The sequence below is a fragment of the uncultured Dialister sp. genome, from assembly GCF_900538805.1.
Classification (GTDB): domain Bacteria; phylum Bacillota; class Negativicutes; order Veillonellales; family Dialisteraceae; genus Dialister.
In genome coordinates this window covers 1-22,106 of sequence record NZ_UPZP01000001.1, presented here as the reverse complement: position 1 = coordinate 22,106, position 22,106 = coordinate 1, and the positions used below count along the sequence as shown (strand labels likewise).

Genomic DNA, 22,106 nt, shown 5'->3' with positions numbered 1-22,106 from the left:
CAAAATGTCCATTATGCGGATTGCCCAGGTCCTTTTTCGGGAGTCGGACCGGGACCATCCGCTGACCCAGCAGGAAATCCTTGATTTCATGGAAGCGGAGTACGGCATGACGGTGAACAGGAAGTCCATCGGGCGGAATCTGAACCGCCTGAAGGACGCGGGCCTGCCGGTGGTGTGCCGGGAGGTTATGCGGGTGGTGAACGGAAAGGAGGCTCTTCTGGCTCTGGACTGGTACTGGGATCATGTGCTGCCCCAGAATGAGCTGAAGGTGCTTATGGATATTCTCTATTTTTCCCATCTTCCATCCCAGCAGGTACGGCAGCTGGCGGAAAAGCTGAAACGGCTGCAGAGCCGCACCTTTGATGACGGGAAGGAAAATATAAAGAACCTGCCTGCCCTGGGACGGCCGGGAGAGTCGGAAGGGGTGCTGGCGCTTCTGTCTCGGGCCATAACGCAGAAGAAGCAGATTTCCTTCTACTACGACCACTATGAAGCGGACGGGAAAAAACACCATGGCTATACGGTGTCCGGCGAGGACAAATTGTACCGTGTGAGTCCCTACCAGCTGGTGGCCTCGGATGACCGGTACTTCCTTCTCTGCAATGAGGAGGGAAGCGAGGGCATTTCCATTTTCAAGGCGGACATGATGTCGGAGGTGACGGTGCTTGAAGAGCCGGCGCGGCTGCAGAAATCTCTGGAAAGCGTGGAGCAGGGCGGAAAGCTTTCGGATGCGCTCTTTGCCTATCACGGTGTTTATATAGGAAATCCGGTGCTCTGCAGCTTTGAGGCGGACTGGCATCTTATGAGTGATATTGTGGATGATTTTGGCAAGGCAGCCCATCTGGTGTCCGCCCGGCAGGATCTGGTGACAGTGGAAGTGACCATCCCCGCTTCCGCCATGAAGGCCTGGGCCCTGAAACATGCGCCTCTGGTGAAGGTGACGGCGCCGTCGTACCTGGTGAAGGAGGTCAAGGAGGCGGCCGACGGGCTCTGCCGTCTCTATGGGTCGCCATGATCATCGTAGAAATCGTGGCGGCGCTCCTTGCCCTGGTATTCCTTATCCTGCTTCTTTCTTTTTCCTATTCCCTTTCCTTTGAGAAATGGAAATTGGAAATCAAGGTGTCCCTGCTTTTGGGGCTGGTTTCCAAAAGGAAGGTCTTCTCCCTTCATGATGATCAAGAGGAGCCGGAAGAGGAGGATGATGAGGAGGCCATGGAGGAGCTGGACCATGCACTGGATGCATGGGAGGAGACCATGGGCCCTGCCGGTCCGGGGGATGAAGAAGTTCCGGATAAGAAAGAAAAAGAAGAAATTGGGCCGACCGGTTCTGAGGAAAAGGGAAATGGGGAGGAAGAAATTTCCATTTCCCATAAAGACGAGGAAGAGACGCCTCCTCCAAAGGAAAAGGCCCATCCCTCCTACCTTGCCCAGTTCCGGTTTGCACTGGAAAACGGTCTGGTGGAGCGATGCCTTGGAAGCCTTTCCCTTCTGATTTCCCACGGATTTCCCAAAACCCTGGAAGTAAAAGGAAACCTGGGCCTGGGGGACCCCATGCATACGGGCATCCTCTGCGGCATGGTCTATGCTTTCCTGCCGAAGGCGGCGGAGGAAATCCGGTGGAATTATGTGGATAAAGAGTGTACACTGACAGGAAAGAGCCGGGGCCGGCTCATTCCGCTGTATGTGCTGTATATACTGATAAAACTTGCCCTGTCCAAACCGGCAAGAGAATTCTGGCATTTCAGACAAGGGGGAAATGACAATGGATGATGAAGTAAGAAAGCAGATTTTTGATGATTTCAAAAAAATGATTACCACGGAATCGGTGGTAGGAGAGCCCATCTATCTGGGGGATGCCACCATCGTTCCTTTCGTGGATATTTCCTTCGGCTTCGGCAGCGGCGCCCACGGCGGCAATACCTCCGGCGGCGCAGGCGGCGGCAAAGTGACCCCCACGGCGGTGCTCATCATGAAGGGGGAAAGGGTGGAGCTCTTCTCCATTAAGAACGCCACCGCCAACGGAACCATTGACAAGGTCATCAACATGGTGCCGGAAGTGATTTCCCATTTCACAAAGAAAAAGGAAAAGAAGGAAGAAGTGCGGGAAGCGGCGCTGAAGGAAGCCAAGGAAGCCATGGCGGAGGAAGCGGAAACGGCGGCTATCGAAGCCAAGGGAAAATAGAAATTTCCATTTCTGCCAATCAGATGCGAGATTTCCCCAGAAATCCCTTCCTGCCCATTGACACCTGTCGATTCTTTGATTAAAATTAAACTATGCTTACCTGGTAAGCACTGATTCGTCCCGAGGGTGACGATCGGCGCTTCCCTTGAGGCTCCCGAATCACGGGGGCGCAGTTAGGAGGAAACTATGAAAATGAATAAAGCAGTAGCAGCTGTCGCTGCTGGTATGATCGCATTTGGCGCTATGTTCTCCGCTTCCGCAGCAGGAATCGGATTTGTAAATTCCAATGCCCTTCTCCAGGCTCATCCGAAAATGCAGAAGGCCCAGCTTGATATGAGAACCGCTGCCCAGAAGGCAGAAGAAGCTTTCAAGAGCCGCTCTGCAGGCAAGACTGACCAGGAAAAACAGCAGATTGCTACAGAACTGCAGAAGGAAATGGACCAGAAAGAAAGAGCTGCCATGCAGCCAATCCTTTCCGACATTATGAAAGCCATCCAGCAGGTTCGTCAGGAAAAGGGACTGGATATCATCCTTGAACAGGGTGCCGTAGTAGACGGCGGCGTAGATGTAACCTCCGCCGTTGCCCAGAAACTGGCAAAATAATGAAAACGGAAAAACGACGCAGCATGGGCTGCGCCGTTTTTTTCTTACCTCATTTTGGATATAATGTTCTTAGTGGGCTGGTGGGCTAGTGGGCTAGTGGGCTAGTGGGCTAGTGGGCTAGTGGGCTGGTGGGCTGGTGAGCTAGTGGGCTGGTGGGCTAGTGGGCTGGTGAGCTAGTGGGCTGGTGAGCTAGTGGGCTATCGGCTGGTGGGTATCACTATTGGCAGGCACCGGAATTCTTCGTCTGGGGCTCAGTATTCTCCCTCCACACAACCCTCAGGCCCGCAAGGGCCTGTCAAACCAACACCCTCCGGCCATCAGGCCGGTTAAACTTAAGAACCTTTGCGCCCGAAGGACGCCCTATTTACAAAAACACAAGGAGAAAATACTATGGATAAACTGACTGCATTATGCAAAGCCATGATTACCTATGACAAAGGAGATCCCCGCAGGATTCACCATTTCCTGAAGGTCCATGCCTTCGCTGCCCAGATTGGCAGGGAGGAAGGGCTGGATGAGAAGACCCTTTTCCGGCTGGAAGCAGCTGCTTACGTGCATGACATCGGCATTCATGAAGGGGAGAGGCGGTTTGGCCGGAATGACGGACAGATCCAGCAGGAGCTGGGTCCCGATGAAGCGCGGCCTATGCTGGAAGCCCTGGGCTTTGATAAGGAAGATACGGAGCGTATCTGCTGGCTGGTAGCCCATCATCATTCCTACGGCAGCATCGACGGCCCGGATGCCCAGATTCTGGCGGAGGCGGATATGCTAGTGAACCAGTATGAGGACGGCGCGCCGCTGAAGCAGAATGAAGCCCTCTATCACCGCCTTTACAAGACGGAGGCAGGAAAGCGGATGTTCCGGGAACTCTATTTTGAAACCTACGAAGGAATCAAAAAGTGAGGGACACATCCCTGGTGTACCCGGTGAGGGCGGACGGCAGCATCCTTCTGGGCCGCAAAAGGCGGGGCATGGGATACGGGAAATGGAACGGCTTCGGCGGTAAAATCGAAGCCGGAGAAACCATGCGCCAGTGCGCCTGCCGGGAGCTTTTGGAAGAATGCGGCCTGGTGATGGAGCCGGAGAAACTGGTGATGGTGGGAGATCTCTATTTCCATCAGCCCTCGGATCCCCAGTGGTCCCATGCCGGCATTGTGTACTTTGCCCGGGGCTGGAAGGGCACGCCCCATCTTTCCGATGAAATGGAGCCCCGCTGGTTCCGGGTGGAGGATTTCCCCTATGATGACATGTGGATGGCAGACAGGGTGTGGCTTCCCATGATTCTTTCAGGAAAGAAAATCCGGGGCACCATCTATTTTGCCGAAGACGGCGAGACGGTGTATGATTATGATTTCCGGGAGATGACATGATGAAAAAAGACATACCGGGAAAAGACTGGCCGGAAATCCTTTTGTCCTGGTTCGACGGTCACAAAAGGGACCTTCCCTGGCGGGAGGACAAGCCCAGGAATCCCTACCATGTGTGGATTTCTGAAATCATGCTGCAGCAGACCCGGACGGAAGCGGTGAAACCCTATTTCAACAGCTGGATGGAAAAATTCCCTACCATCCATGACCTGGCGGAGGCAGAGGAAGCGGACGTGCTTCATCAGTGGCAGGGCCTTGGCTACTACAGCCGCGCCCGGAATATCCATAAGGCCGCCCGGGAAATGGAAGAAAAATACGACAGCTCTCTTCCTGACCGAAAGGAGGACATTCTGGCTCTGCCGGGCATAGGCGGCTATACCGCCGGCGCTATCCTTTCCATGGCCTACGGGCAGCGGGAAGGTGCCATCGACGGCAATGTGCTCCGCGTCTATGCCCGCCTTTACCAGGTGGAAGAAGATATATTAAAGAGCCGGGGCAGGAAGGAAATCGAAGCTCTGGTGAATGAGACCCTGCCGCAGCGGGCCGGTGACTTCAACGAAGCCCTGATGGACCTGGGCGCTGAAATATGCATACCGAAAAATCCCCGCTGCAGCGCCTGCCCGCTGGCAGGAGAGTGCCGGGCCTTTAGAAATGGAAAAGAAAAGGAGCTCCCCTTCCGCACACCTAAAAAACCGCCAAAGGAAGAGCAGGCGGCCTGCGGCATCTGGATAGAGGAAGGAAAAGTGCTTCTCCATAAAAGACCGTCAAAGGGCATGCTGGCCTCCATGTGGGAATTCCCCATGGTCCTTGGAGAAACGGAAGAAGAAGCCCGGAAAGGCCTGGAGCAGCTTCTTCACGGAAACACGGAAGGCTTCCTCTGGAAATATAAACATGTCTTCACCCACCGCATATGGCACATGAAGGCCTATCCTGTGGAAGGGGCATCGGTGCCGGAAGGAGAATATCGCTGGTTTACGCCGGAAGAATACAGAGAAATTCCCCTGGCCGGCCCCCACGCCAGACTGGCGGCGTTTGTGGAGAGAATAGTGTACTAGTGAGCTGGTGGGCTGGTGTGCTAGTGGATTGGTGAACTAGTGGGCTGGTGGACTAGTTGGCATCACTATCGGCCGGTACCAAGATTCTTCGCTCCGCTCAGTATGACCGCAGGGGCGGGGAGGCAGGGCATGTAACGCAGGCTGTAATTGCGGCGCAGCCGCCACCACAACCCTCGCAGCCGCAGGCTGCGTCAAACCTTAGAACCTTTAGAACCTTCGGGGCCGAAGGCGCCGTCAACCTTTCCCACTGAACCTTTTGAACCCGGGCCGCGAAGCGGCCCAAAGGAGGTGACTCCATGTTTGAACGGATGATACTGATGATTTTCTCCTTCCTGGGAATCCTGAACGGCGCTTTCCTGTCCGTGATTTTCAGGAGGAAACGGTTTTATTTCTATATAGCACTAAGCTGGCTGATTTCCTTTCTCTCTGCAGGCTATTTCCTCTGGTATGCCCGAGGCTATGACGGGCTGGGACTCTGGTCGCTGTATCTGGGATATCTGGCCTGCGGGCTTATGGTGGCGGAAATCATAGCACTGCCCTGCCTGTTTTTTCTTTCTTTCCTCTCTATCCCGAAAAGGCTTTTGACGGCAGTGCGGCGGCTTTCCCTTTTTGCCCTTCTCTTTGCGGCGGGCATCGGGGTGTATGGCGCAGTGGACGGAAATACCAGTGAGCAGGTGGAGCATCTGGATGTATATGTGGAGAATCTGCCTCCTGCCTTTGAAGGCTATAAGGCGGCCCAGATGACGGATACCCACATCGGTCCCTATTTCCGGTATACCGACCTTCCCGGAGAAATTGACCGGGCCCGGCAGGAAGGGGCGCAGGTGCTCTTCTTTACGGGGGATCTCATCGACGATGTCCGCCATATGCCGGAGGCGGCGGATACGCTGGCGTCAAAGTACGCTGATTTCCCGGACGGCATTTACTATGTGTGGGGAAATCATGAGTACTATCGGGGAAAGGATTACATTGAAGAGGAGCTTCTGAAGACGCCGGTGAAGCTTCTGGTGAATGAGCATGGCGCCATCGAAAGGGACAGCGCATCCCTCTATGTGGCAGGGGTGGACTATCCCTGGTCCCGGGGAAAGGCCATGGAAATAGAAATGGATTCCATGGCCGACGAGGCTTTCCGCGGGATTCCGGAGGGGGCGCCGGTGGTCTTTCTGGCCCACCATTCCGCTTTTCTGGATGAGGGCTTCCGGAAGGGGGCGGCCATCACACTGACCGGTCACACCCACGGCACCCAGTTCGGCCTTTTCGGAAGGCCCATTATCACGCCCTTCACCTATACCCGGGGCCTTTACAGTGACGGCAGAAATGTAGGCTACGTGTCCCGGGGCGATGCCAGCTGGTTCCCCTTCCGGTTCAGCTGCGAAAGGGAGATGGTGATTCTGACTTTTCACAGGAAATAAAAGGGCTGAGGATTCTATCAGACAGGCAGACTATCAGACATCAGACACTCTATTGTCATTTCGACCGCAGCGAAGAGGAGCGGAAAAAAGCTCCCTGCTCTACGCTGCGTGGCTGTGATGCCTCTTCCGCCTTCCTGCTCACCGGTAGTTAACGGCATTAGGCTCACTACCGTCATGTACCGAGATTCTTCACTGCGTTCAGAATGACGGACCCGGCAGGAAGGCTCCGCGGAGCCTGAAGTCTGACCGTCTGAAGTCTGATGTCTGACTGTCTTTTTCCCTCTACTGTCATGTACCGAAGAACCCCTTCGCCACTGCGTGGCCCTAAAAGGGGACGCGAGCACTGCGTTCAGAATGACGGACCCCGCAGGAAGGCTCCGCAGCATCTGAAGCCTGATGTCTGACCGTCTGACCGTATTTCCCGCTCCAATGTTATTTCGAAACTATCATCAACAAAAAAGGCTATGAAGAAATGCCTGATATTTCTTCATAGCCTTTTCATTATGCAATTCAGCTCTTAGAGGAGGACAGGGTGGTGTCGATTTTATTTTCCGGCTTCTGGGAAATCTGTACGATTTCGCTCCGAATCTGCTCCATTTCATCGTTGTTGTCCTGGGTGAGGGCCTCAAGGGTCACCGCTGTTTTGTCTGCATTGGTAAGAGGGGTCTCAATGGTTTTGGACATGGTATTGTAGGACAGGGCGATTTCCTTGCCTCCCTTGGCGGGAGTAATCACCAGGCGGCCGCCGTCTACGGTGCCGGTGCCTGACAGGGAGCCGTTTACTTCTTTGCTGCCCTGTTGCACTTTATGTTCTACGGTAATGGTTTTATCATCGTTTTTGGTAAAGGTCACGGTTTCCAGGTTCCGTATATGGTCGCCGGACCAGTTCACGCCGGCGTCCTGCACACCCCACCAGGTACCCTGCCAGGGACCGCCGCTGATGAAATGGACGTAGGCAAAATAGCCGCCGCCCCCCAGGAGCAGGATGGCAATCACAATGGCTGCCAGGTATTTCTTCATTCTTCCACATCCTTCAGGTAAAAAAGAGTATATACCTTATTATATAAAAAAAGAGGAATGAAAAAAAGAGAGAATTTTTATTTCCATGAAATGGGGCTTCCTGCAGTTCAAACGGATTTCATCCTTCGTATAATAAAAACGGGAAATGGCCTGTAAACGCATTTAAATGGCCCTGGAAGCGGTTTTATGGTATAATAAGCATAACAAAGCAAGTTCCCAAAGGACTGCCAGCATTCCTGAAGTCCTTAGGGGAGCGCTGATTTATCCGGCGCTTCCCTTATTTTTATGCCTCAACAAAGGAGGACCTATGGATTCCATTGAATGGAAGGAAGGAAAAATCATCAATACGCCCCTGGAAGGGCAGATGAAAAATTCCTACATTGACTATGCCATGTCCGTCATCGTCACCCGTGCGCTGCCGGATGTCAGGGATGGTCTGAAGCCGGTTCACCGCCGCATTCTCTATGCCATGAGCGAAGCCGGTATGCTTCCGAATAAGCCTTACAAGAAATCCGCCCGTATCGTGGGCGATGTACTCGGTAAATTTCATCCCCACGGCGATTCGGCGGTGTATGAGTCCGCTGTCCGTATGGCCCAGGATTTCTCCACCCGCTATCCCCTGGTAGACGGCCACGGCAACTTCGGCTCCGTGGATGGCGACTCTCCGGCGGCCATGCGTTACACCGAAATGCGCATGTCCAAAATCACCTTGGAAATGCTCCGTGACATCGACAAGAATACGGTGGACTTCATGCCCAACTATGACGGTTCCCTGCAGGAACCGGTGGTGCTGCCTTCCCGTATCCCGAACCTTCTGGTGAACGGCTCCTACGGCATTGCCGTAGGCATGGCCACCAATATCCCGCCCCACAACCTGTCGGAAGTGGTGGACGGTCTCTCCGCCATGATTGACGATCCCGATATTTCCATCGAAGGTCTCATGAAATACATCAAGGGCCCCGATTTCCCGACTGCCGGCATCATCATGGGCCGGAAGGGCATCGACGATACCTACCGCACCGGCCGCGGCTCCATCACCGTCCGGGCGAAAACCGCCATCGAAGATATGCAGAAGGGCAAACACCGCATCGTGGTCACCGAGCTCCCGTATCAGGTGAACAAGGCCCGCCTCATTGCGTCCATTGCAGACCTGCAGCGACAGAAGGTGCTTGATGGCATCACCATGCTCCGCGATGAATCGGACCGCACGGGCATGCGCATTGCCATCGAGCTCCGCGCCGACGTGAGTCCGGAAATCATGCTGAACAACCTCTTCAAGCATACCCAGATGCAGATTAACTTCGGCGCCATCATGCTGGCCCTGGTGGACGGCCATCCCCGCATCCTGAACCTGAAGCAGATTCTTTACTATTACCTGAAACACCAGGAAGAAGTCATTACCCGGAGAAGCCGCTTCGAGCTGGATAAAGCCAAAGCCAAGGCCCATATTTTGGAAGGCTTGCTCATCGCTCTGGACCACATCGACGAAGTCATCCGCACCATCCGCGAATCCAGAACCGATGAAATCGCAAAGAATGCATTAATGAGCAAGTTTGACCTCTCCGACAAGCAGTCCACCGCCATTCTGGACATGCGTCTCCGCCGCCTCACCGGACTGGAACGGGACAAACTGGAAGCTGACTACAAGGATGTGAAAGAAACCATCGCTTACCTGGAAGACCTCCTCTCCAGCAGGGACAAAATCATGAACGTGGTGAAGGACGAACTGCAGGACGAGAAAAAGAACTTCGGCGACGACCGGCGCACCGAAATCACCGACGCCCAGGAAGATTTCACCATTACCGACCTGGTGCCCGACGAACCCATGACCATCACCCTCACCAAGCAGAACTACATCAAACGCATGGATTCCGCCGACATCCGCGTACAGCGGAAAGGCGGCCGCGGCGTGTCCGGCATGAAGATGAAGGACGAGGACTATGTATGGAAGATTCTGAACACCTCCACCCATAACCGCATCCTCTTCTTCACCAACTACGGCAAAGTATACATGAAGACCGCCATCGACCTGCCGAAATCCGGCCGCACCGCCAGAGGCAGTGCCCTGATCAACTACATCCCCAGCCTCTCCAAGGGAGAAAGGGTGACGGAGCTTCTGGACATCGACGCCGCCGGCGAAGATACGAAGTACCTCCTCATGGTCACCAAGAAGGGCTATGTGAAGAAGACGGAAATCGCGGAATACCGGAACATCAATAAAAACGGCCTCATCGCCATCCGCCTGAACGAGGGCGACGAACTGGTGACAGTGCTCCGCGTGAAGGGTGACGAAGACGTCATCCTGGGCACCCGCTTCGGCATGGCCATCCGCTTCTCCATTAACGACAGCGAAGTAAGGGCTCTGGGCAGAGCCGCTGCCGGTGTCCACGGCATCCGGCTCTCCGAAGTGAACGGCGTGGAAGATGAAGTGGTAGGTGCCGTCATTGCAGCGGACAAGGACATCTTCACCATCTCCGCCGACGGCAACGCCAAGAGAAATAAAGCCGATGCCTATCGCATCCAGGGAAGAAACGGCATGGGCGTCCGCAACTTCAAGAAAGGCTTCGAAGTGGTAGCCCTGGTGGCCGCCGATGACAATGATGAACTGGTAGGGGTTTCCGAACAGGGCATCACCATCAAAACCAAAGCCAGCCAGATTACCAGCAAGAAAGCCAAAGCAGGCCAGGGCGTCATCCTCCAGAGACTGGAAGACGGCGACCGCATCGCCTCCATCGACGTCCTTTCCGGCGATACGGAAAACGAAGAGGAAGAATAAAAAGAAATCCTTTGATGAAATAAAGAGACAGTGAAGAAATGACGATATTTCTTCACTGTCTCTTTTGCGTTGCGGTCGAAATGCCAGGGGAGGAAAAGACAGTCAGACGGTCAGACATCAGACGTCAGACGCTGCGGAGACTTCCTGCGGGGCCCGTCATTCTGAACGCAGTGCTCGCGTCCCCTTTTAGGTGGCAAGGGAACTGGATTCGCAGGGAGTCGGTAGACGACTGAGAATCCAGTGACACGCTTCCCAGCGGGGCGAAGAGGGCCACGAAGTGGCGAAGGGGTTCTTCGGCGCGTGACGTTAGTGAGTCCAATGCCGCTACATACCGGTGAGCAGGAAGACGGGAGAGGCATAACAGCCAAGTCATGAAAATTCGGACCTATCCTCCGTCGCCTGCGGCGACACCTGCTGGTCGGGCTTTAAGGTGTTCGCTTTGTGTGCAGGCTATGCTCACATATTAGCCCGGCTCAGAAATGTTGCTGATTTCTGCTTAAGGAAGGAGGCTCCGGCTCTACGTCATGCAGCACTGTTGACACAAGCGTAAATCCCGTAACGCTGACTATATACTCATCGCCGCGAAGCGGCGATACCACAACCCTCGGCCTGAAGGGCCGTCGCCCCCTGAGCAAAGCGAACACAACCCTTTGCCCGCAGGGCAAAGCCCCTTCGGGCCTTCAGGCCCGTCAACCTTTTCCTCCGAATCTTTTAGAATTTTCAAATATCGCAATGTTTCTATATTTTATGTGAAATACAACATATAGTATGCCTTTATGGTATTTGACACAATAAATTGTGCGTGTTACCATATATCTGCTATAAACTTACGGAAACGAGGGATTCATATGAACCACTGGTACGACAATACAATCAGTCAGGGCATCCTGAAAGAAAAATACTATCACAAGGGAGAAAAGACTCCTGATGAATTCATGGACCGGGTGAGCTCCATTTTTGATCCGGAGCTGAAAAAGCGGGTGAGGGGCTACCTGGAAGACACCTCCTTCTGCCCTGCAGGCCGCACCCTTTATGCGGCAGGGGCCAAGGGGAAATTCAAGGTATCCATGTCCAACTGCTATATCCTGCCTTCCCCTGAAGATAACCTGGAATCCATATTCCGGGCCAACTATGAAATCGCCCGTATCTTCTCCTACGGCGGCGGCATCGGCATCAATATTTCCAACCTCCGCCCCAAGGGAAGCGAAGTGAGGAACGTGGCCCGCAGCTCCACCGGCGCCGTTTCCTTCCTGAAGATTTTCAACGTCACCGGCGAAGTCATCAGCCAGAACGGACGGCGGGGGGCCATGATGGTAGGCCTGAACTGCAGCCATCCCGACATTTACGAATTCCTTCATATCAAACAGAACGAAGAAAAGCTGTCCTCCATGAACATCAGCATCCTTTTCACCGATGAATTCATGGAAGCCGTGCGGGACGACAAGGAATATACCCTGAGCTTCACCGTGGAAGCCACCGGCGAAAAAATCGAAAGAACCATCAAAGCCCGCGAATTTTTCAAAGAATTCTGCGAAACCCAGTGGGACTGGGGCGACCCCGGCGCCATTTTCATTGACCGGATGAACAAGAGCCACCTCCTGGCAGGCTACGACGAATACAACATCGAAATCACCAATCCCTGCGGCGAATTCGGCGGCAATGCATACAACGCCTGCAATCTGGGCAGCGTGAACCTGTATACCATGATTGACGACAAGTTCAGCGCCCGCCCCGTATTTAACGAAGAACGGTTCAAAAAGACCGTGTACGACGGCATTACCGCCCTGGATGAAATCGTGGATTACGGCTATGAAGCCCAGCCTCTGGACGCCAATAGAACCTGCATCGACGACTGGCGTTCCCTGGGCCTCGGCCTCTTCGGCGTGGCAGACGCCCTCATCGCCATGAAACTTACATACGGCACCAAAGAAGCCAATGACTTCATGGGCCGCGTCATGAAAACCATGCTCCTCACCGCCCTCCACTCCTCCTGCGACAGGGCAAAGGAAAAAGGCACCTTCGGTCACTACCGCTGGGAAGCCACGAAGAAATCTCCCATCATGGACATGGTGAAAGAACTGGATCCAGAGCTCTATGAAGATATCCATCAGCACGGCCTTCGGAACGGCACCCTTCTTGCCATCGCTCCCACCGGCACCATCTCCCTCCTCATGGGCAGCTTCTCCGGCGGCTGCGAACCGCTCTACAAGATTTCCTATGAACGCACCACCCACAAAATGGAAGAAGTGCACGGTCATTTCCGGGTCTACGCCCACAGCATCAAAGACCTTCTGGAATACCACCACCTGCCCCTCACCATTTCCGACGAAGAAATCGTAGCCCGCTTCCCCTGGGTCATCGAAAGCCACGACGTCCCCTTCATGAACCGCGTCCGCATGCAGGCAGCCATGCAGAAATACGTGGACAACTCCATCTCCAGCACTGTAAACCTGAAAAACAGTGCCACCCCTGAAGATATCTACCGGATCTACCTCTCCGCCTGGGAAAGCGGCTGCAAAGGAATCACCGTATTCCGCGACGGCTGCCGCAGAGGCAACATCCTGGGCGTAGGCAAGGAAGATAAAAAAGAAATGGAAAAAGTGGAAAGCAAAAAAGAGGACAGTAAGGAAAAAGCCAATATAATAACAATGAAACCTGTAGATAACACCCTGGAATGTCCCAAATGCCACTCCCACCACGTCCACGTAGAAGGCCATTGCAGCACCTGCGAAGAATGCGGCTGGTCCGCCTGCGGATTGTGACAGAAACGCAGCATCCTGCGAAATGTGAAAGCCCCGACTTGCTCTGTGCAGACGGGGCTTTTATTATGGGGGCGGGGCGGAAATTTTAGCATATTATTCCACCATTCCAGGGAAGCGCTGATTCATTCATAGAGTTTTCTTTTATAAGAATTTTTATGCACTGCTTCGTCATGGGCTCTGGCTATTCGCGTCAGCCCATTCCTCTCAAGGAAGAACTGTATAATCAAATCCCTGATATAGAATTGATAGACGGTGATACATATCTAAAAGAGCGATTATTGATTTCAACAAGAAATTATAAAAAGCCCATGGGCTTTTGTACCTTATATTCTGTAGAAAATGTTGATGATGTAATGAATTATTATGATGAAAATTTAATTAAAGCTGATTGGAATAGAGGAATTTCTAATAAAAATCTTAATTTTAATATATCAAGAGAGGGCTCTGAACTGCACTATGATTATAAAGGTGATTACACTATAGAAATCACTTATTGGGGGGAAAAAAGAGCCAACATTTATGATTCGATGAAATATGATATTGTTATTATGAAAAGTAAAAGCTTTTTGGCTTACTAGGATGTTAATTTTGTGCAGTTTTATGCAGATAAATGCTGTGGTTTTGAAAGGAAATCAATATAAACGCCCACCGGCAGCAGGCAGGTGGGCGTTTATTATATTGCTTTATTTCATGCAGCCTTACAGGAGTTTATTGAAGTCCTGGTTCAGTTTCTTTTCAGCAGCGGACAGTTTGTTTTCTGTTTCTTCTGTCCAGGCTTCATTGTCGGCCAGGTCGTCTTTGGCCATTTGAATCATTTTGTCCAGTTCTACCGGCTGTGGGCCTCCTTTGACTTTTCTATTTCTTACGATGGAGGCGGGATCTTTGGCGTGCTGCCATTCTTCTTCTGTCATGGGGAAGTCCCGGGGGAGATTGGGGTCATCGGCGGAGACTTTGGCATAGACAGCCTTGGCGTCTTCGTAGGTGAAGTCTCTGGGGGTGATATGATGGGCTCTGGCGTAGGTGACGATTTCGCTGGCGAAGTGGTGGCCCATGCGGAAGGGGATGCCGTGATTTTTCATGAGTTCGTCGGCGATTTCCTGGGAGCAGGTCCAGTCCAGGTTCAGTTCTTCCAGGGAGCGGGCGGGGTCGATGACCAGGTTGTTCAGGATTTTGTCCATGGCGGTGAGAACTTTGGAGGCCTCCGGCATGATGTCTCTGGCGCCGTTTAAACGGCCGTCGGCCATGCCGGCGGGAATGTTATGGGAGCGGAACATGGCTTCCACGGACATGCCCAGGAGGGTGGAGGCGTCGGTGCGGCAGCTGTTCAGGAGGCCCGGATTTCTTTTCTGGGGCATGGCGGAGGATACATAGGTATTTCCGCCGCCTTCTTTCAGGATGATCCAGGGGCGGGGCTGGGCGTACTGCTGCATGATTTCTTCGATGAAGCTGGTGGTGTGGATGGCGATGCAGTTGGTGATGCCGCCGGTTTCAATGGGTGCTTCCTGAGGGAAAATCTGGCCGGCGTCGTAGGTGTTGTAGGCGATGCCGTCAAAACCCAGGTAGTCCGCCATGCGGTCCCTGTCCAAAGGCCAGCCGGTGCCGTTCAGCACGGTGCTTCCCATGGGGGAGCGGTTGAGGCGTTTGTAGTATTCCCGCACCCGCTGCATGTCACGGCTGTAGGCGTTGGCGTAGGCGATGAAATAGTGGGCCAGACTGTTTGGCTGGGCAGCTACGCCGTTGGTGTAGTTGGGGATGAGGGTGTCTTTATTTTCCTCTGCCAGCCGGATGAAATCCGCCTGTACCTTGTTCAGCTTTTTCGCCATGGTGATGAGGTGTTCCCGCTGTTCCATAATGCCAACGGTGGTGAGCATGTCCTGGGAGGAGCGGCCGGCATGGATTTTTGTCACATCGGGGCCGGCGGCCTTGATGAGGTAAGGCTCAAAGGTAATTACATTGTGGGGACGGGGCGCACCGGGCAGGTTTCCATCCCGGAGGACCTTGTCGATGCCTTTGGCAAAGGCATGGCCCTCTTCCGGCGTGAGGAGTCCTTCGTCTGTATTGATGACATCGGAGGCTTTATTAATCTGCCCCAGCCAGTAGAAATTGTCCCTCTGGGGCTGGGCGGCAAACACGGAGCCCGTGGAAATCAGGGCGCAGAGGGTAAGGGCAAGTACAGGTTTCTTCATCATAGGACCTCTTTTCTATATTTTTATATACTTATTATAATGGATAGGAAGCGGAGAGGAAAGGTGGCTGGTGGGCTGGTGTATTAGTGTACTAGTGTACTAGTGGGCTAGTGTGCTAGTGGGATAGTGGGAGAGTGGGACAGTGAAGGCGGCTTTCGGCTTTCGGCTGTCGGCTTCTGGCTGTCGGCTTCCCGCCCGCTCTTCATTCTTCGCTGCGCTCAGGATGAAGAGCGGGTGGGAAGGAAAATGGCAGTACATCAGGCCCCCTTCCACAGTAAGGAGCGTTAATGAAGTAAGGAAAACCGGAGTTACACTAAAATCAGTCATTATTGATAGGGACCATTCGGATGGGAGATTTCTCGACTCCCTTTCACTGGCTCCGTGTAAAGGAGGATTCATACTGGCGCTGGCCATCGCTCGAAATGGCAGGAAAGCATAGAGCCACATCATTGACAGGGGCCATGCAGAAGGGAGATTTCTCGACTCCCTTTCACTGGCTCCATGTAAAGGAGGATTCATACCGGCGCTGGCCATCGCTCGAAATGACAGGAAAGCATAGAGCTACATCAAGTCCCTTGCGAAAGGCCAGCTATCCTCTGCCGCCTCCATCGCCTCTTCCCCTGACAAGCAGGAGGAGGCAAGGCATGTAATTTAGTTTGACGTCTGACGTCTAATCCACGCCCCTATCCTCCGTCGCCTAACGGCGCCACCTGCTGGCCGGGCATTAAGGTGTTCGCTTTATGTGCAGGCTTTGCTCACATAATAGCCCGGCCCAGAAGCCCTCTGCAGGACTTCTGCTTGTGGAAGGAGGCTCTTGCTCTTCGCCATGTAGTCATGGTGACAATAGCGTAAATCCCGTAACGCTGGCTCCTTCCTCAGGAAGGAGCTGGGCGAAGCCCTGAGGATAGGGCCGAAAGAACTGATACCGCTATTTTTCGACGCCTAATGACGCAGCCTTCCCGCCGACTGGTATTCACTACCGATTTCTTCAACTACGGCACTTACCGAGATTCTTCACTGCGTTCAGAATGACGGTGAGGGCGGGAAGGCAAGTACGTAACGCTTACTTCATAATTATCGCCCCCGAGAGCGATACCACAACCTTCGGGCCCTGGGCCCGTCAAACTTAAGAACCCTCCGGCCTTTAGGCTGGCCAATCTTAAGAACCTTTCGCGCCCGAAGGGGAACCCTCTGAACCCGTGGGGCGCAGAGGCCCCACCTTTGTAAAGCAAATTTCCTTGACAAGTCTCTTTTCTTCCTGTATAATGATTCTCGTTGTGGTGATACTATGTCTATAGAAAATATCGTTGAAAAGGGAGAGCTCCTGGACCGATACGGGGCGCTCCTGACAAAGCGCCAGAGGGATTGTCTTGATTTGTACTATAATGAGAATCTGACTCTGGCGGAGATTGCGGAACATTTTCATATTTCCCGGCAGGCGGTGCATGATGCCATGCGTCACGGGGAGGAGCAGCTCATGACTTATGAATCCGTTCTTCATCTTGTTTCCGTGAGAGGGGATAAGGAGAAGGCGGCCAGGGAGCTGATGGAATTGATTCCGGATCAGTATCACACGAAGGCTCGTGTACTGATAGACTGTTTATGGGAATGAAGGTGACCTTATGCCATTTGAGAGTTTAGGAGACAAGCTGCAGTCTGCGTTCAAGGATCTGCGGGGAAAAGGGAAGCTTTCGGAGAGTGATATCGACGGGGCCCTCCGCGAGGTCAGACGGGCGCTTTTGGAGGCGGATGTCAATTTCAAGGTGGCTAAGGATTTCATTGCCCATGTCCGTGAGAAGGCCATGGGTGAGGAGGTCTTCGGCAGCCTGAAGCCGGACCAGACGGTCATCAAAATCGTCCGGGATGAGCTGACGGAGCTTCTGGGGGGCACCCAGAGTAAAATCACCCTGTCCTCTACGGGGATGACGGTGATTATGCTGGTGGGTCTCCAGGGGGCCGGTAAGACCACCACCGCCGGCAAGCTGGCGCTCATGTTCAAGAAGAAGGGCCACCGGCCGCTCCTGGCAGCCTGCGACGTATACCGTCCGGCAGCTATCAAGCAGCTGGAAGTTCTGGGCCAGCAGACTGATGTGCCGGTGTACCGGATGCCGCCGAATGTGGACCCGGTGCACATCGCTTCTTACGCGGTGGATACGGCGAAGTCCTATAACCGGGATATCGTCATCCTGGATACGGCAGGGCGCCTGACCATTGATGAGAAGCTCATGGCGGAGCTTCGGAATATCAAGGCCGAGGTTCATCCCCAGGAAATCCTGCTGGTGCTGGATTCCATGACCGGCCAGGATGCGGTGACCACGGCGAAGGCCTTCGATGAAAACCTTGGCATTGACGGGACCATCTTGACAAAGATGGACGGCGATGCCAGAGGCGGTGCAGCTCTTTCCATCAAGACTGTCACCGGTAAGCCTATCAAGATGATTGGTGTTTCCGAAAAGCTGGACGGCGGGCTGGAGGATTTCCACCCGGACCGCATGGCGGGACGTATCCTGGATCTGGGCGATCTGGAAACTTTGATTGAAACGGCCCAGAGAAATATGGATGCCGAATCCCTGAAGGATGCGGCAGGAAAGATTCGGAAGGGTGAGTTCACTCTGGACGATTTCCTGCGTCAGCTGAAGCAGGTGAGGAAGCTTGGTTCCTTCCAGTCTATCCTGGGCATGCTCCCAGGCATGGGCAAGTTCAAGGACCAGCTGAAGGATATCGACCTGGACGGCAAGGAAGTCAAGCATATTGAGGCTATCATCCTTTCCATGACCCCTGCAGAAAGGGCGAATGTGAAAATCCTGAACGGCAGCCGCCGCAAGCGTATCGCCAACGGCGCCGGCGTGAAGATCCAGGATGTGAACCGCATGATGAAGCAGTTCGCTGAAATGCAGAAGACCATGAAAAAGATGAGAGGCAAGAAGATAAATCCATCCAAGTTGGGAAATCTGTCCGGTTTCCCCGGGATGTTCCATAAATAACCGAGACCAATTCAAGGAGGTGAATTTCATGTTAAAAATTCGTTTGACCCGTATGGGTGCTAAGAAGAATCCTTTCTACCGTATCGTAGTTATCGACTCCAGAGAAGCAAGAAACGGCGCTCCCACCGATACCATCGGCTGGTACGACCCGGCTAAACTGGACGCTCCAGTAAAGATCGATGAAGAAAAGGTTCTTTCCTGGCTTGGAAAAGGCGCTCAGCCGACCGACACCGTTCGTTCTATCCTGAGAAAGAATGGCATCCTTGCTAAGTTTGCAGAAGCAAAGAAATAATGGGGGCCGCGTATGAAAGAATTAGTGGAAACACTTGTCAAGGCTCTGGTCAAGAACCCTGACGCCGTCTCTGTGACCCTGGTCCAAAAGGGCAGCCTGGAAATTTATCAGGTCCATGTTGCCCCGGAAGACATGGGGAAAGTGATCGGCAGAAAAGGCCGCATTGCCAATGCAATCCGCACCGTTGTCAAAGCAGGCGCCCTGCGTGAAAACCGCAAGGTGGCTGTGGATATTATTTGAGAGGTGCCTCAATGGAAGAAATGCAGATTCTTGTCCCGGTGGCTGTGAAATCCAAGCTCACTGAGACATTAAAGACCACTCTGCTCAACGAAATCGGGCAGAATATCAGCCGTGTCGAACACGATATGGCTCAGCTTGAATTCGAAGCAAATGGCAAGCTGGCTGAACAGGCCAAAATCAACATTCAGGCCGTCGCTCCTCTCCGTGCCCAGTACGAAGCCCAGAAAGCCCGTATGCAGCAGGTGAAGGATAAGCTGAATGCTGACAAGGAACACCTGGAAAAGCTGGCCATCGGTGCTGAACTGAACCGTCAGCCCATGAACCGGATCGTCACCGTCCATGTGGGGGATGACATGAACGCCTTAACCGGCGGCGAGATCCTGGTGGAAGATGGAAAGATCATCGCTTTCCGCAACTGATATGAAACCCGATGAAATGATAATCGTCGGCCGAATCGTAGCCCCGCATGGTGTGCGGGGTGATTTGCGTATTCTTCCCGATACGGACAGGCCGGAGATTTTTAAAAAACTCAAAACCATCTATATCGGAGGAAAACCTTTCCGCCTCCTGTCCGCCCGTCCCCACAAGAATGTATACATTCTTCATGTGGAAGGGGTGGACGACAGGAACATGGCGGAAACCCTGATTTCCAAACTGGTGGAAGTTCCTTTCTCGGAACTCCCCCGAAGGGAAAAGGGGTCCTACTACTACTTCCAGCTCATCGGGCTTAACGTAGTAACGGAAGACGGAAAGGCTGTGGGGACTGTGAAGGAAATCATAGAAACCGGAGCCAACAATGTGTACTCCATCAGCACACCGGAAGGAAAGGAAATCCTGATTCCGGCCATACCGTCATGTGTTCTTTCCATAGATATAGAGGCAGGACGTATGACGGTGCGCCTGCCGGAGTGGGAATAGCTTATTTTACGACGACCTGCCGCCTTTCATAAAGGTCGGCGGAAAGTCCTTCGAGGCTGTCATCTTGAAAATTGATATATTATCCCTCTTTCCGGAATTCGTGGAAGCATTCTTTCACCAGAGCATGATCAAGCGGGCTTTGGAAGCGGGACTGATAGAAATGGCTGTGACCAATCCCAGAGACTTTACCAAAAGCCGCCACAGACAGGTGGATGACACCATTTACGGCGGCGGTGCAGGCATGCTCATGATGTGCCAGCCCCTTTTTGATGCCTGCCATCATGTGCTTCCTGAAAAAGGACCAAGGGATCGGGTCATCTTCCTGTCACCGGCAGGAAAGACCTTCACCCAGGACCGGGCCAAGGAACTGCAGCGGGACTATGACCATCTGGTCCTCATCTGCGGCCACTATGAAGGCGTGGATCACCGGGTGGAAGAACACCTGGCGGACGAACTCATCTCCATCGGAGACTACGTCCTCACCGGCGGCGAACTGGGAGCCATGGTTATCAGCGACGCCGTGGCCCGCATGGTGCCCGGCGTGCTGGGAGACGCAGGAAGCGCAGCCAGCGATTCCTTCTATGAACCGATCCTGGAATACCCCCAGTACACCAAGCCCGCTGACTACAACGGCTGGAAAGTGCCTGACGTACTCCTTTCCGGCCACCATGCAAACATTGCCCGGTGGAGAAGGAAAGAAGCCCTCCGCCGCACCATGACCTGCCGCCCGGACCTTCTGGAAGGGCAGGAGCTTTCCAAAGAAGACAGGAAACTCATGGAAGAAATCAGGGAAGAAAAGGAGGAGTGACCATGGCACCTGTATACATAGGTCTCATCCACTATCCTATTTACAACAAACACATGGAAGTCGTCACCACGGCACTCACCAACTACGACCTCCATGACATTGCCAGAACGGCAAAAACCTATGACGTGAAGAAATATTTCATCGTGCATCCTGTGGAAGCACAGCGTGAAATGGCCCTTCGCATCATGAATCACTGGAAAACAGGCGGCGGCGTGCACTACAATGCCAATCGCAAAGAAGCCTTTGAAGAAACCGAACTGGTTCCTACACTGGAAGATGCGATTTCATGGATTGAAAAAGAAACCGGCAAAAAACCGGCTATTGTCACCACCGACGCCAGGGTGTATCCTAATACTATCTCCTACGCAGCCATGCGCAGGAAAATCCACGACGAGGATACCCCCATCTTCATTCTCTTCGGTACAGGCTTCGGCATGACCAAGGAAATGATGAAAAAATTTGATTACATTGTGGAACCGATTTATGGCGCCGGCACTTACAACCACCTCTGTGTGAGAAGCGCCGTGGCCATCATCCTCGACCGCCTTCTGGGCGAACCCTGGTGGAATAAAAAGGAGGAATAATTTACTATGTCCGGACATTCCAAGTGGGAAAACATTAAGCGCAAGAAAGGCAAAACCGATGCCATCCGCGCCAGAATTACCACCAAAATTTCCAAGGAAATCACCATTGCAGCCCGCATGGGCGGCGGTGATCCCGTAGGCAACATGCGTCTGAAACTGGCCCTCACCAAGGCTAAACAGAACAACGTGCCAAAGGAAAACATTCAGAGAGCTATCGCTAAAGGCGTAGGCGCTGCCAGCGGTGCAGGCTTCGACGAAGTCACCTACGAAGGCTACGGCCCCGGCGGTGCAGCAGTCATCGTAGAATGCAACACCGACAACAGAAACAGGGCGGCAGCCGACATCCGTCACGCCTTCACCCATCACGGCGGCTCCGTAGGCACCCCGGGATGCGTATCCTGGATGTTCAAGAAAAAAGGCTCCATCATCGTCAGCAAAGAAGCTGCCGACGAAGACACCGTCATGATGGTAGCCCTTGACGCCGGTGCAGAAGACGTGTCCTCCAATGAAGACAGCTACGAAATCACAACCACCCCGGAAGAATTCCTCACCGTATCCGATGCCCTTGAAAAAGAAGGCATCCCCGTAGAGGCCTCCGAAGTGGCTATGGTTCCCGATAACTACGTCAAACTGGAAGGCGATGCAGCCCAGACCATGGCTCACCTCACCGCTGAACTGGAAGACCTGGACGATGTACAGGAAGTGTACACCAACGCCGAACTTCCGGAAGATGAGGAATAAGAAAATAAAAAGACTCCCTTCGGGGAGTTTTTTTAGTGGGAAATTTTGAGGGTGAGACGGTCAGACGGATATACGGGGGGAGAAGTAAATCCCGTAACATAAGGCTCCTTCCTCAGGTGGCAATCCTGCATAGGATTGCCAAGTCGGGCAAAGTTGGCCCTGCGTAGGATAACAAT

At 53.3% G+C, this 22,106-nt stretch carries 22 protein-coding genes; 20 read left to right on the top strand and 2 right to left on the bottom strand.

All coding sequences use genetic code 11. The features are described 5' to 3' along the window. Positions 1-4: 4 nt before the first annotated feature. From QZQ29_RS00110 to QZQ29_RS00075, 8 genes are all read left to right on the top strand, one after another. The gene (locus QZQ29_RS00110; RefSeq protein ID WP_296958225.1) at positions 5-1,015 is read left to right on the top strand and encodes a WYL domain-containing protein; all 1,011 of its coding nucleotides are present in this window, start codon (positions 5-7) and stop codon (positions 1,013-1,015) included. Further along, entirely contained in the window at positions 1,012-1,770 is a 759-nt protein-coding gene (locus QZQ29_RS00105) for a hypothetical protein (RefSeq protein WP_296958223.1), read from the top strand. Before QZQ29_RS00110 ends, QZQ29_RS00105 begins: the two co-directional genes overlap by 4 nt. Beyond that, entirely contained in the window at positions 1,763-2,182 is a 420-nt protein-coding gene (locus QZQ29_RS00100; RefSeq protein WP_008859895.1) for a spore germination protein GerW family protein, read from the top strand. The genes QZQ29_RS00105 and QZQ29_RS00100 overlap by 8 nt, the downstream gene beginning before the upstream one ends. A 186-nt stretch (positions 2,183-2,368) precedes the next feature. Beyond that, the gene (locus QZQ29_RS00095) at positions 2,369-2,785 is read left to right on the top strand and encodes an OmpH family outer membrane protein (protein WP_296958218.1); all 417 of its coding nucleotides are present in this window, start codon (positions 2,369-2,371) and stop codon (positions 2,783-2,785) included. 390 nt (positions 2,786-3,175) lie between these two features. Further along, positions 3,176-3,688, top strand: coding sequence for an HD domain-containing protein (locus QZQ29_RS00090; protein WP_296958215.1), 513 nt, complete (start codon positions 3,176-3,178; stop codon positions 3,686-3,688). Further along, positions 3,685-4,155, top strand: a complete 471-nt coding sequence (locus QZQ29_RS00085) for an 8-oxo-dGTP diphosphatase (protein WP_296958213.1) — start codon at positions 3,685-3,687, stop codon at positions 4,153-4,155. Before QZQ29_RS00090 ends, QZQ29_RS00085 begins: the two co-directional genes overlap by 4 nt. Continuing rightward, a complete protein-coding gene (gene mutY / locus QZQ29_RS00080; protein ID WP_296958210.1) occupies positions 4,152-5,207 on the top strand; it encodes an A/G-specific adenine glycosylase in 1,056 nt (351 codons plus the stop codon). Before QZQ29_RS00085 ends, mutY begins: the two co-directional genes overlap by 4 nt. Before the next feature lie 296 nt (positions 5,208-5,503). Then, a complete protein-coding gene (locus tag QZQ29_RS00075) occupies positions 5,504-6,619 on the top strand; it encodes a metallophosphoesterase (protein ID WP_296958208.1) in 1,116 nt (371 codons plus the stop codon). Between the two features lie 510 nt (positions 6,620-7,129). Here QZQ29_RS00075 and QZQ29_RS00070 read toward each other — a convergent pair. Further along, positions 7,130-7,639, bottom strand: a complete 510-nt coding sequence (locus QZQ29_RS00070) for a succinate dehydrogenase (protein WP_296958205.1) — start codon at positions 7,637-7,639, stop codon at positions 7,130-7,132. 307 nt (positions 7,640-7,946) lie between these two features. Here QZQ29_RS00070 and gyrA point away from each other — a divergent pair, with 307 nt between their 5' ends. The 3 genes from gyrA (at position 7,947) to QZQ29_RS00055 (ending at position 13,755) form a co-directional block, all read left to right on the top strand. Continuing rightward, positions 7,947-10,415, top strand: coding sequence for a DNA gyrase subunit A (gyrA, locus tag QZQ29_RS00065; protein WP_296958203.1), 2,469 nt, complete (start codon positions 7,947-7,949; stop codon positions 10,413-10,415). Positions 10,416-11,263: 848 nt separating this feature from the next. After that, on the top strand, positions 11,264-13,177 hold the full coding sequence (locus QZQ29_RS00060; protein WP_296958202.1) for an adenosylcobalamin-dependent ribonucleoside-diphosphate reductase: 1,914 nt from the start codon (positions 11,264-11,266) through the stop codon (positions 13,175-13,177). Between the two features lie 155 nt (positions 13,178-13,332). Next, positions 13,333-13,755, top strand: a complete 423-nt coding sequence (locus QZQ29_RS00055; RefSeq protein WP_296958201.1) for a hypothetical protein — start codon at positions 13,333-13,335, stop codon at positions 13,753-13,755. 120 nt (positions 13,756-13,875) lie between these two features. Here the strand turns inward: QZQ29_RS00055 and QZQ29_RS00050 are convergent, their stop codons facing one another. After that, entirely contained in the window at positions 13,876-15,366 is a 1,491-nt protein-coding gene (locus tag QZQ29_RS00050) for a lyase family protein (protein ID WP_296958199.1), read from the bottom strand. Between the two features lie 1,285 nt (positions 15,367-16,651). Between QZQ29_RS00050 and ylxM the strand changes: the two genes are divergently transcribed. From ylxM to QZQ29_RS00005, 9 genes are all read left to right on the top strand, one after another. Beyond that, positions 16,652-16,975 carry a YlxM family DNA-binding protein gene (gene ylxM / locus QZQ29_RS00045; RefSeq protein WP_296958197.1) on the top strand — a complete coding sequence of 108 codons (324 nt, stop codon included), beginning with the start codon at positions 16,652-16,654 and terminating at the stop codon, positions 16,973-16,975. Between the two features lie 10 nt (positions 16,976-16,985). Next, the gene (gene ffh / locus QZQ29_RS00040) at positions 16,986-18,347 is read left to right on the top strand and encodes a signal recognition particle protein (protein ID WP_296958196.1); all 1,362 of its coding nucleotides are present in this window, start codon (positions 16,986-16,988) and stop codon (positions 18,345-18,347) included. A gap of 28 nt (positions 18,348-18,375) precedes the next feature. After that, complete coding sequence (rpsP, locus tag QZQ29_RS00035; RefSeq protein WP_273095934.1) at positions 18,376-18,639, top strand: 30S ribosomal protein S16; 264 nt, start codon at positions 18,376-18,378, stop codon at positions 18,637-18,639. Between the two features lie 12 nt (positions 18,640-18,651). Further along, positions 18,652-18,879: a KH domain-containing protein gene (locus tag QZQ29_RS00030; RefSeq protein WP_296958194.1), complete on the top strand. Its 228-nt coding sequence runs from the start codon at positions 18,652-18,654 to the stop codon at positions 18,877-18,879. A gap of 11 nt (positions 18,880-18,890) precedes the next feature. Next, the gene (locus tag QZQ29_RS00025; RefSeq protein WP_008859918.1) at positions 18,891-19,298 is read left to right on the top strand and encodes a YlqD family protein; all 408 of its coding nucleotides are present in this window, start codon (positions 18,891-18,893) and stop codon (positions 19,296-19,298) included. After that, on the top strand, positions 19,270-19,797 hold the full coding sequence (gene rimM / locus QZQ29_RS00020) for a ribosome maturation factor RimM (protein WP_296958193.1): 528 nt from the start codon (positions 19,270-19,272) through the stop codon (positions 19,795-19,797). The genes QZQ29_RS00025 and rimM overlap by 29 nt, the downstream gene beginning before the upstream one ends. Positions 19,798-19,861: 64 nt before the next feature. Beyond that, positions 19,862-20,605 carry a tRNA (guanosine(37)-N1)-methyltransferase TrmD gene (gene trmD, locus QZQ29_RS00015; protein ID WP_296958191.1) on the top strand — a complete coding sequence of 248 codons (744 nt, stop codon included), beginning with the start codon at positions 19,862-19,864 and terminating at the stop codon, positions 20,603-20,605. A 2-nt stretch (positions 20,606-20,607) separates the two neighbouring features. Then, complete coding sequence (locus QZQ29_RS00010; protein WP_296958189.1) at positions 20,608-21,189, top strand: RNA methyltransferase; 582 nt, start codon at positions 20,608-20,610, stop codon at positions 21,187-21,189. Positions 21,190-21,195: 6 nt separating this feature from the next. Next, on the top strand, positions 21,196-21,930 hold the full coding sequence (locus QZQ29_RS00005; protein WP_296958185.1) for a YebC/PmpR family DNA-binding transcriptional regulator: 735 nt from the start codon (positions 21,196-21,198) through the stop codon (positions 21,928-21,930). The last annotated feature ends 176 nt before the right edge of the window (positions 21,931-22,106 follow it).

Excerpts from the sequence above, each read along its gene's own strand:
- QZQ29_RS00100 (WP_008859895.1), top strand. The coding sequence starts at position 1,763 with ATGGATGATGAAGTAAGAAAGCAGATTTTTGATGATTTCAAAAAAATG.
- QZQ29_RS00070 (WP_296958205.1), bottom strand. The coding sequence starts at position 7,639 with ATGAAGAAATACCTGGCAGCCATTGTGATTGCCATCCTGCTCCTGGGG.
- QZQ29_RS00110 (WP_296958225.1), top strand. The coding sequence starts at position 5 with ATGTCCATTATGCGGATTGCCCAGGTCCTTTTTCGGGAGTCGGACCGG.
- QZQ29_RS00075 (WP_296958208.1), top strand. The coding sequence starts at position 5,504 with ATGTTTGAACGGATGATACTGATGATTTTCTCCTTCCTGGGAATCCTG.
- QZQ29_RS00010 (WP_296958189.1), top strand. The coding sequence starts at position 20,608 with ATGGCACCTGTATACATAGGTCTCATCCACTATCCTATTTACAACAAA.
- gyrA (WP_296958203.1), top strand. The coding sequence starts at position 7,947 with ATGGATTCCATTGAATGGAAGGAAGGAAAAATCATCAATACGCCCCTG.
- QZQ29_RS00005 (WP_296958185.1), top strand. The coding sequence starts at position 21,196 with ATGTCCGGACATTCCAAGTGGGAAAACATTAAGCGCAAGAAAGGCAAA.
- QZQ29_RS00055 (WP_296958201.1), top strand. The coding sequence starts at position 13,333 with ATGCACTGCTTCGTCATGGGCTCTGGCTATTCGCGTCAGCCCATTCCT.
- QZQ29_RS00050 (WP_296958199.1), bottom strand. The coding sequence starts at position 15,366 with ATGATGAAGAAACCTGTACTTGCCCTTACCCTCTGCGCCCTGATTTCC.
- rpsP (WP_273095934.1), top strand. The coding sequence starts at position 18,376 with ATGTTAAAAATTCGTTTGACCCGTATGGGTGCTAAGAAGAATCCTTTC.
- QZQ29_RS00090 (WP_296958215.1), top strand. The coding sequence starts at position 3,176 with ATGGATAAACTGACTGCATTATGCAAAGCCATGATTACCTATGACAAA.
- QZQ29_RS00095 (WP_296958218.1), top strand. The coding sequence starts at position 2,369 with ATGAAAATGAATAAAGCAGTAGCAGCTGTCGCTGCTGGTATGATCGCA.
- ffh (WP_296958196.1), top strand. The coding sequence starts at position 16,986 with ATGCCATTTGAGAGTTTAGGAGACAAGCTGCAGTCTGCGTTCAAGGAT.
- QZQ29_RS00105 (WP_296958223.1), top strand. The coding sequence starts at position 1,012 with ATGATCATCGTAGAAATCGTGGCGGCGCTCCTTGCCCTGGTATTCCTT.
- mutY (WP_296958210.1), top strand. The coding sequence starts at position 4,152 with ATGATGAAAAAAGACATACCGGGAAAAGACTGGCCGGAAATCCTTTTG.
- QZQ29_RS00030 (WP_296958194.1), top strand. The coding sequence starts at position 18,652 with ATGAAAGAATTAGTGGAAACACTTGTCAAGGCTCTGGTCAAGAACCCT.
- ylxM (WP_296958197.1), top strand. The coding sequence starts at position 16,652 with ATGTCTATAGAAAATATCGTTGAAAAGGGAGAGCTCCTGGACCGATAC.
- QZQ29_RS00025 (WP_008859918.1), top strand. The coding sequence starts at position 18,891 with ATGGAAGAAATGCAGATTCTTGTCCCGGTGGCTGTGAAATCCAAGCTC.
- QZQ29_RS00060 (WP_296958202.1), top strand. The coding sequence starts at position 11,264 with ATGAACCACTGGTACGACAATACAATCAGTCAGGGCATCCTGAAAGAA.
- rimM (WP_296958193.1), top strand. The coding sequence starts at position 19,270 with ATGGAAAGATCATCGCTTTCCGCAACTGATATGAAACCCGATGAAATG.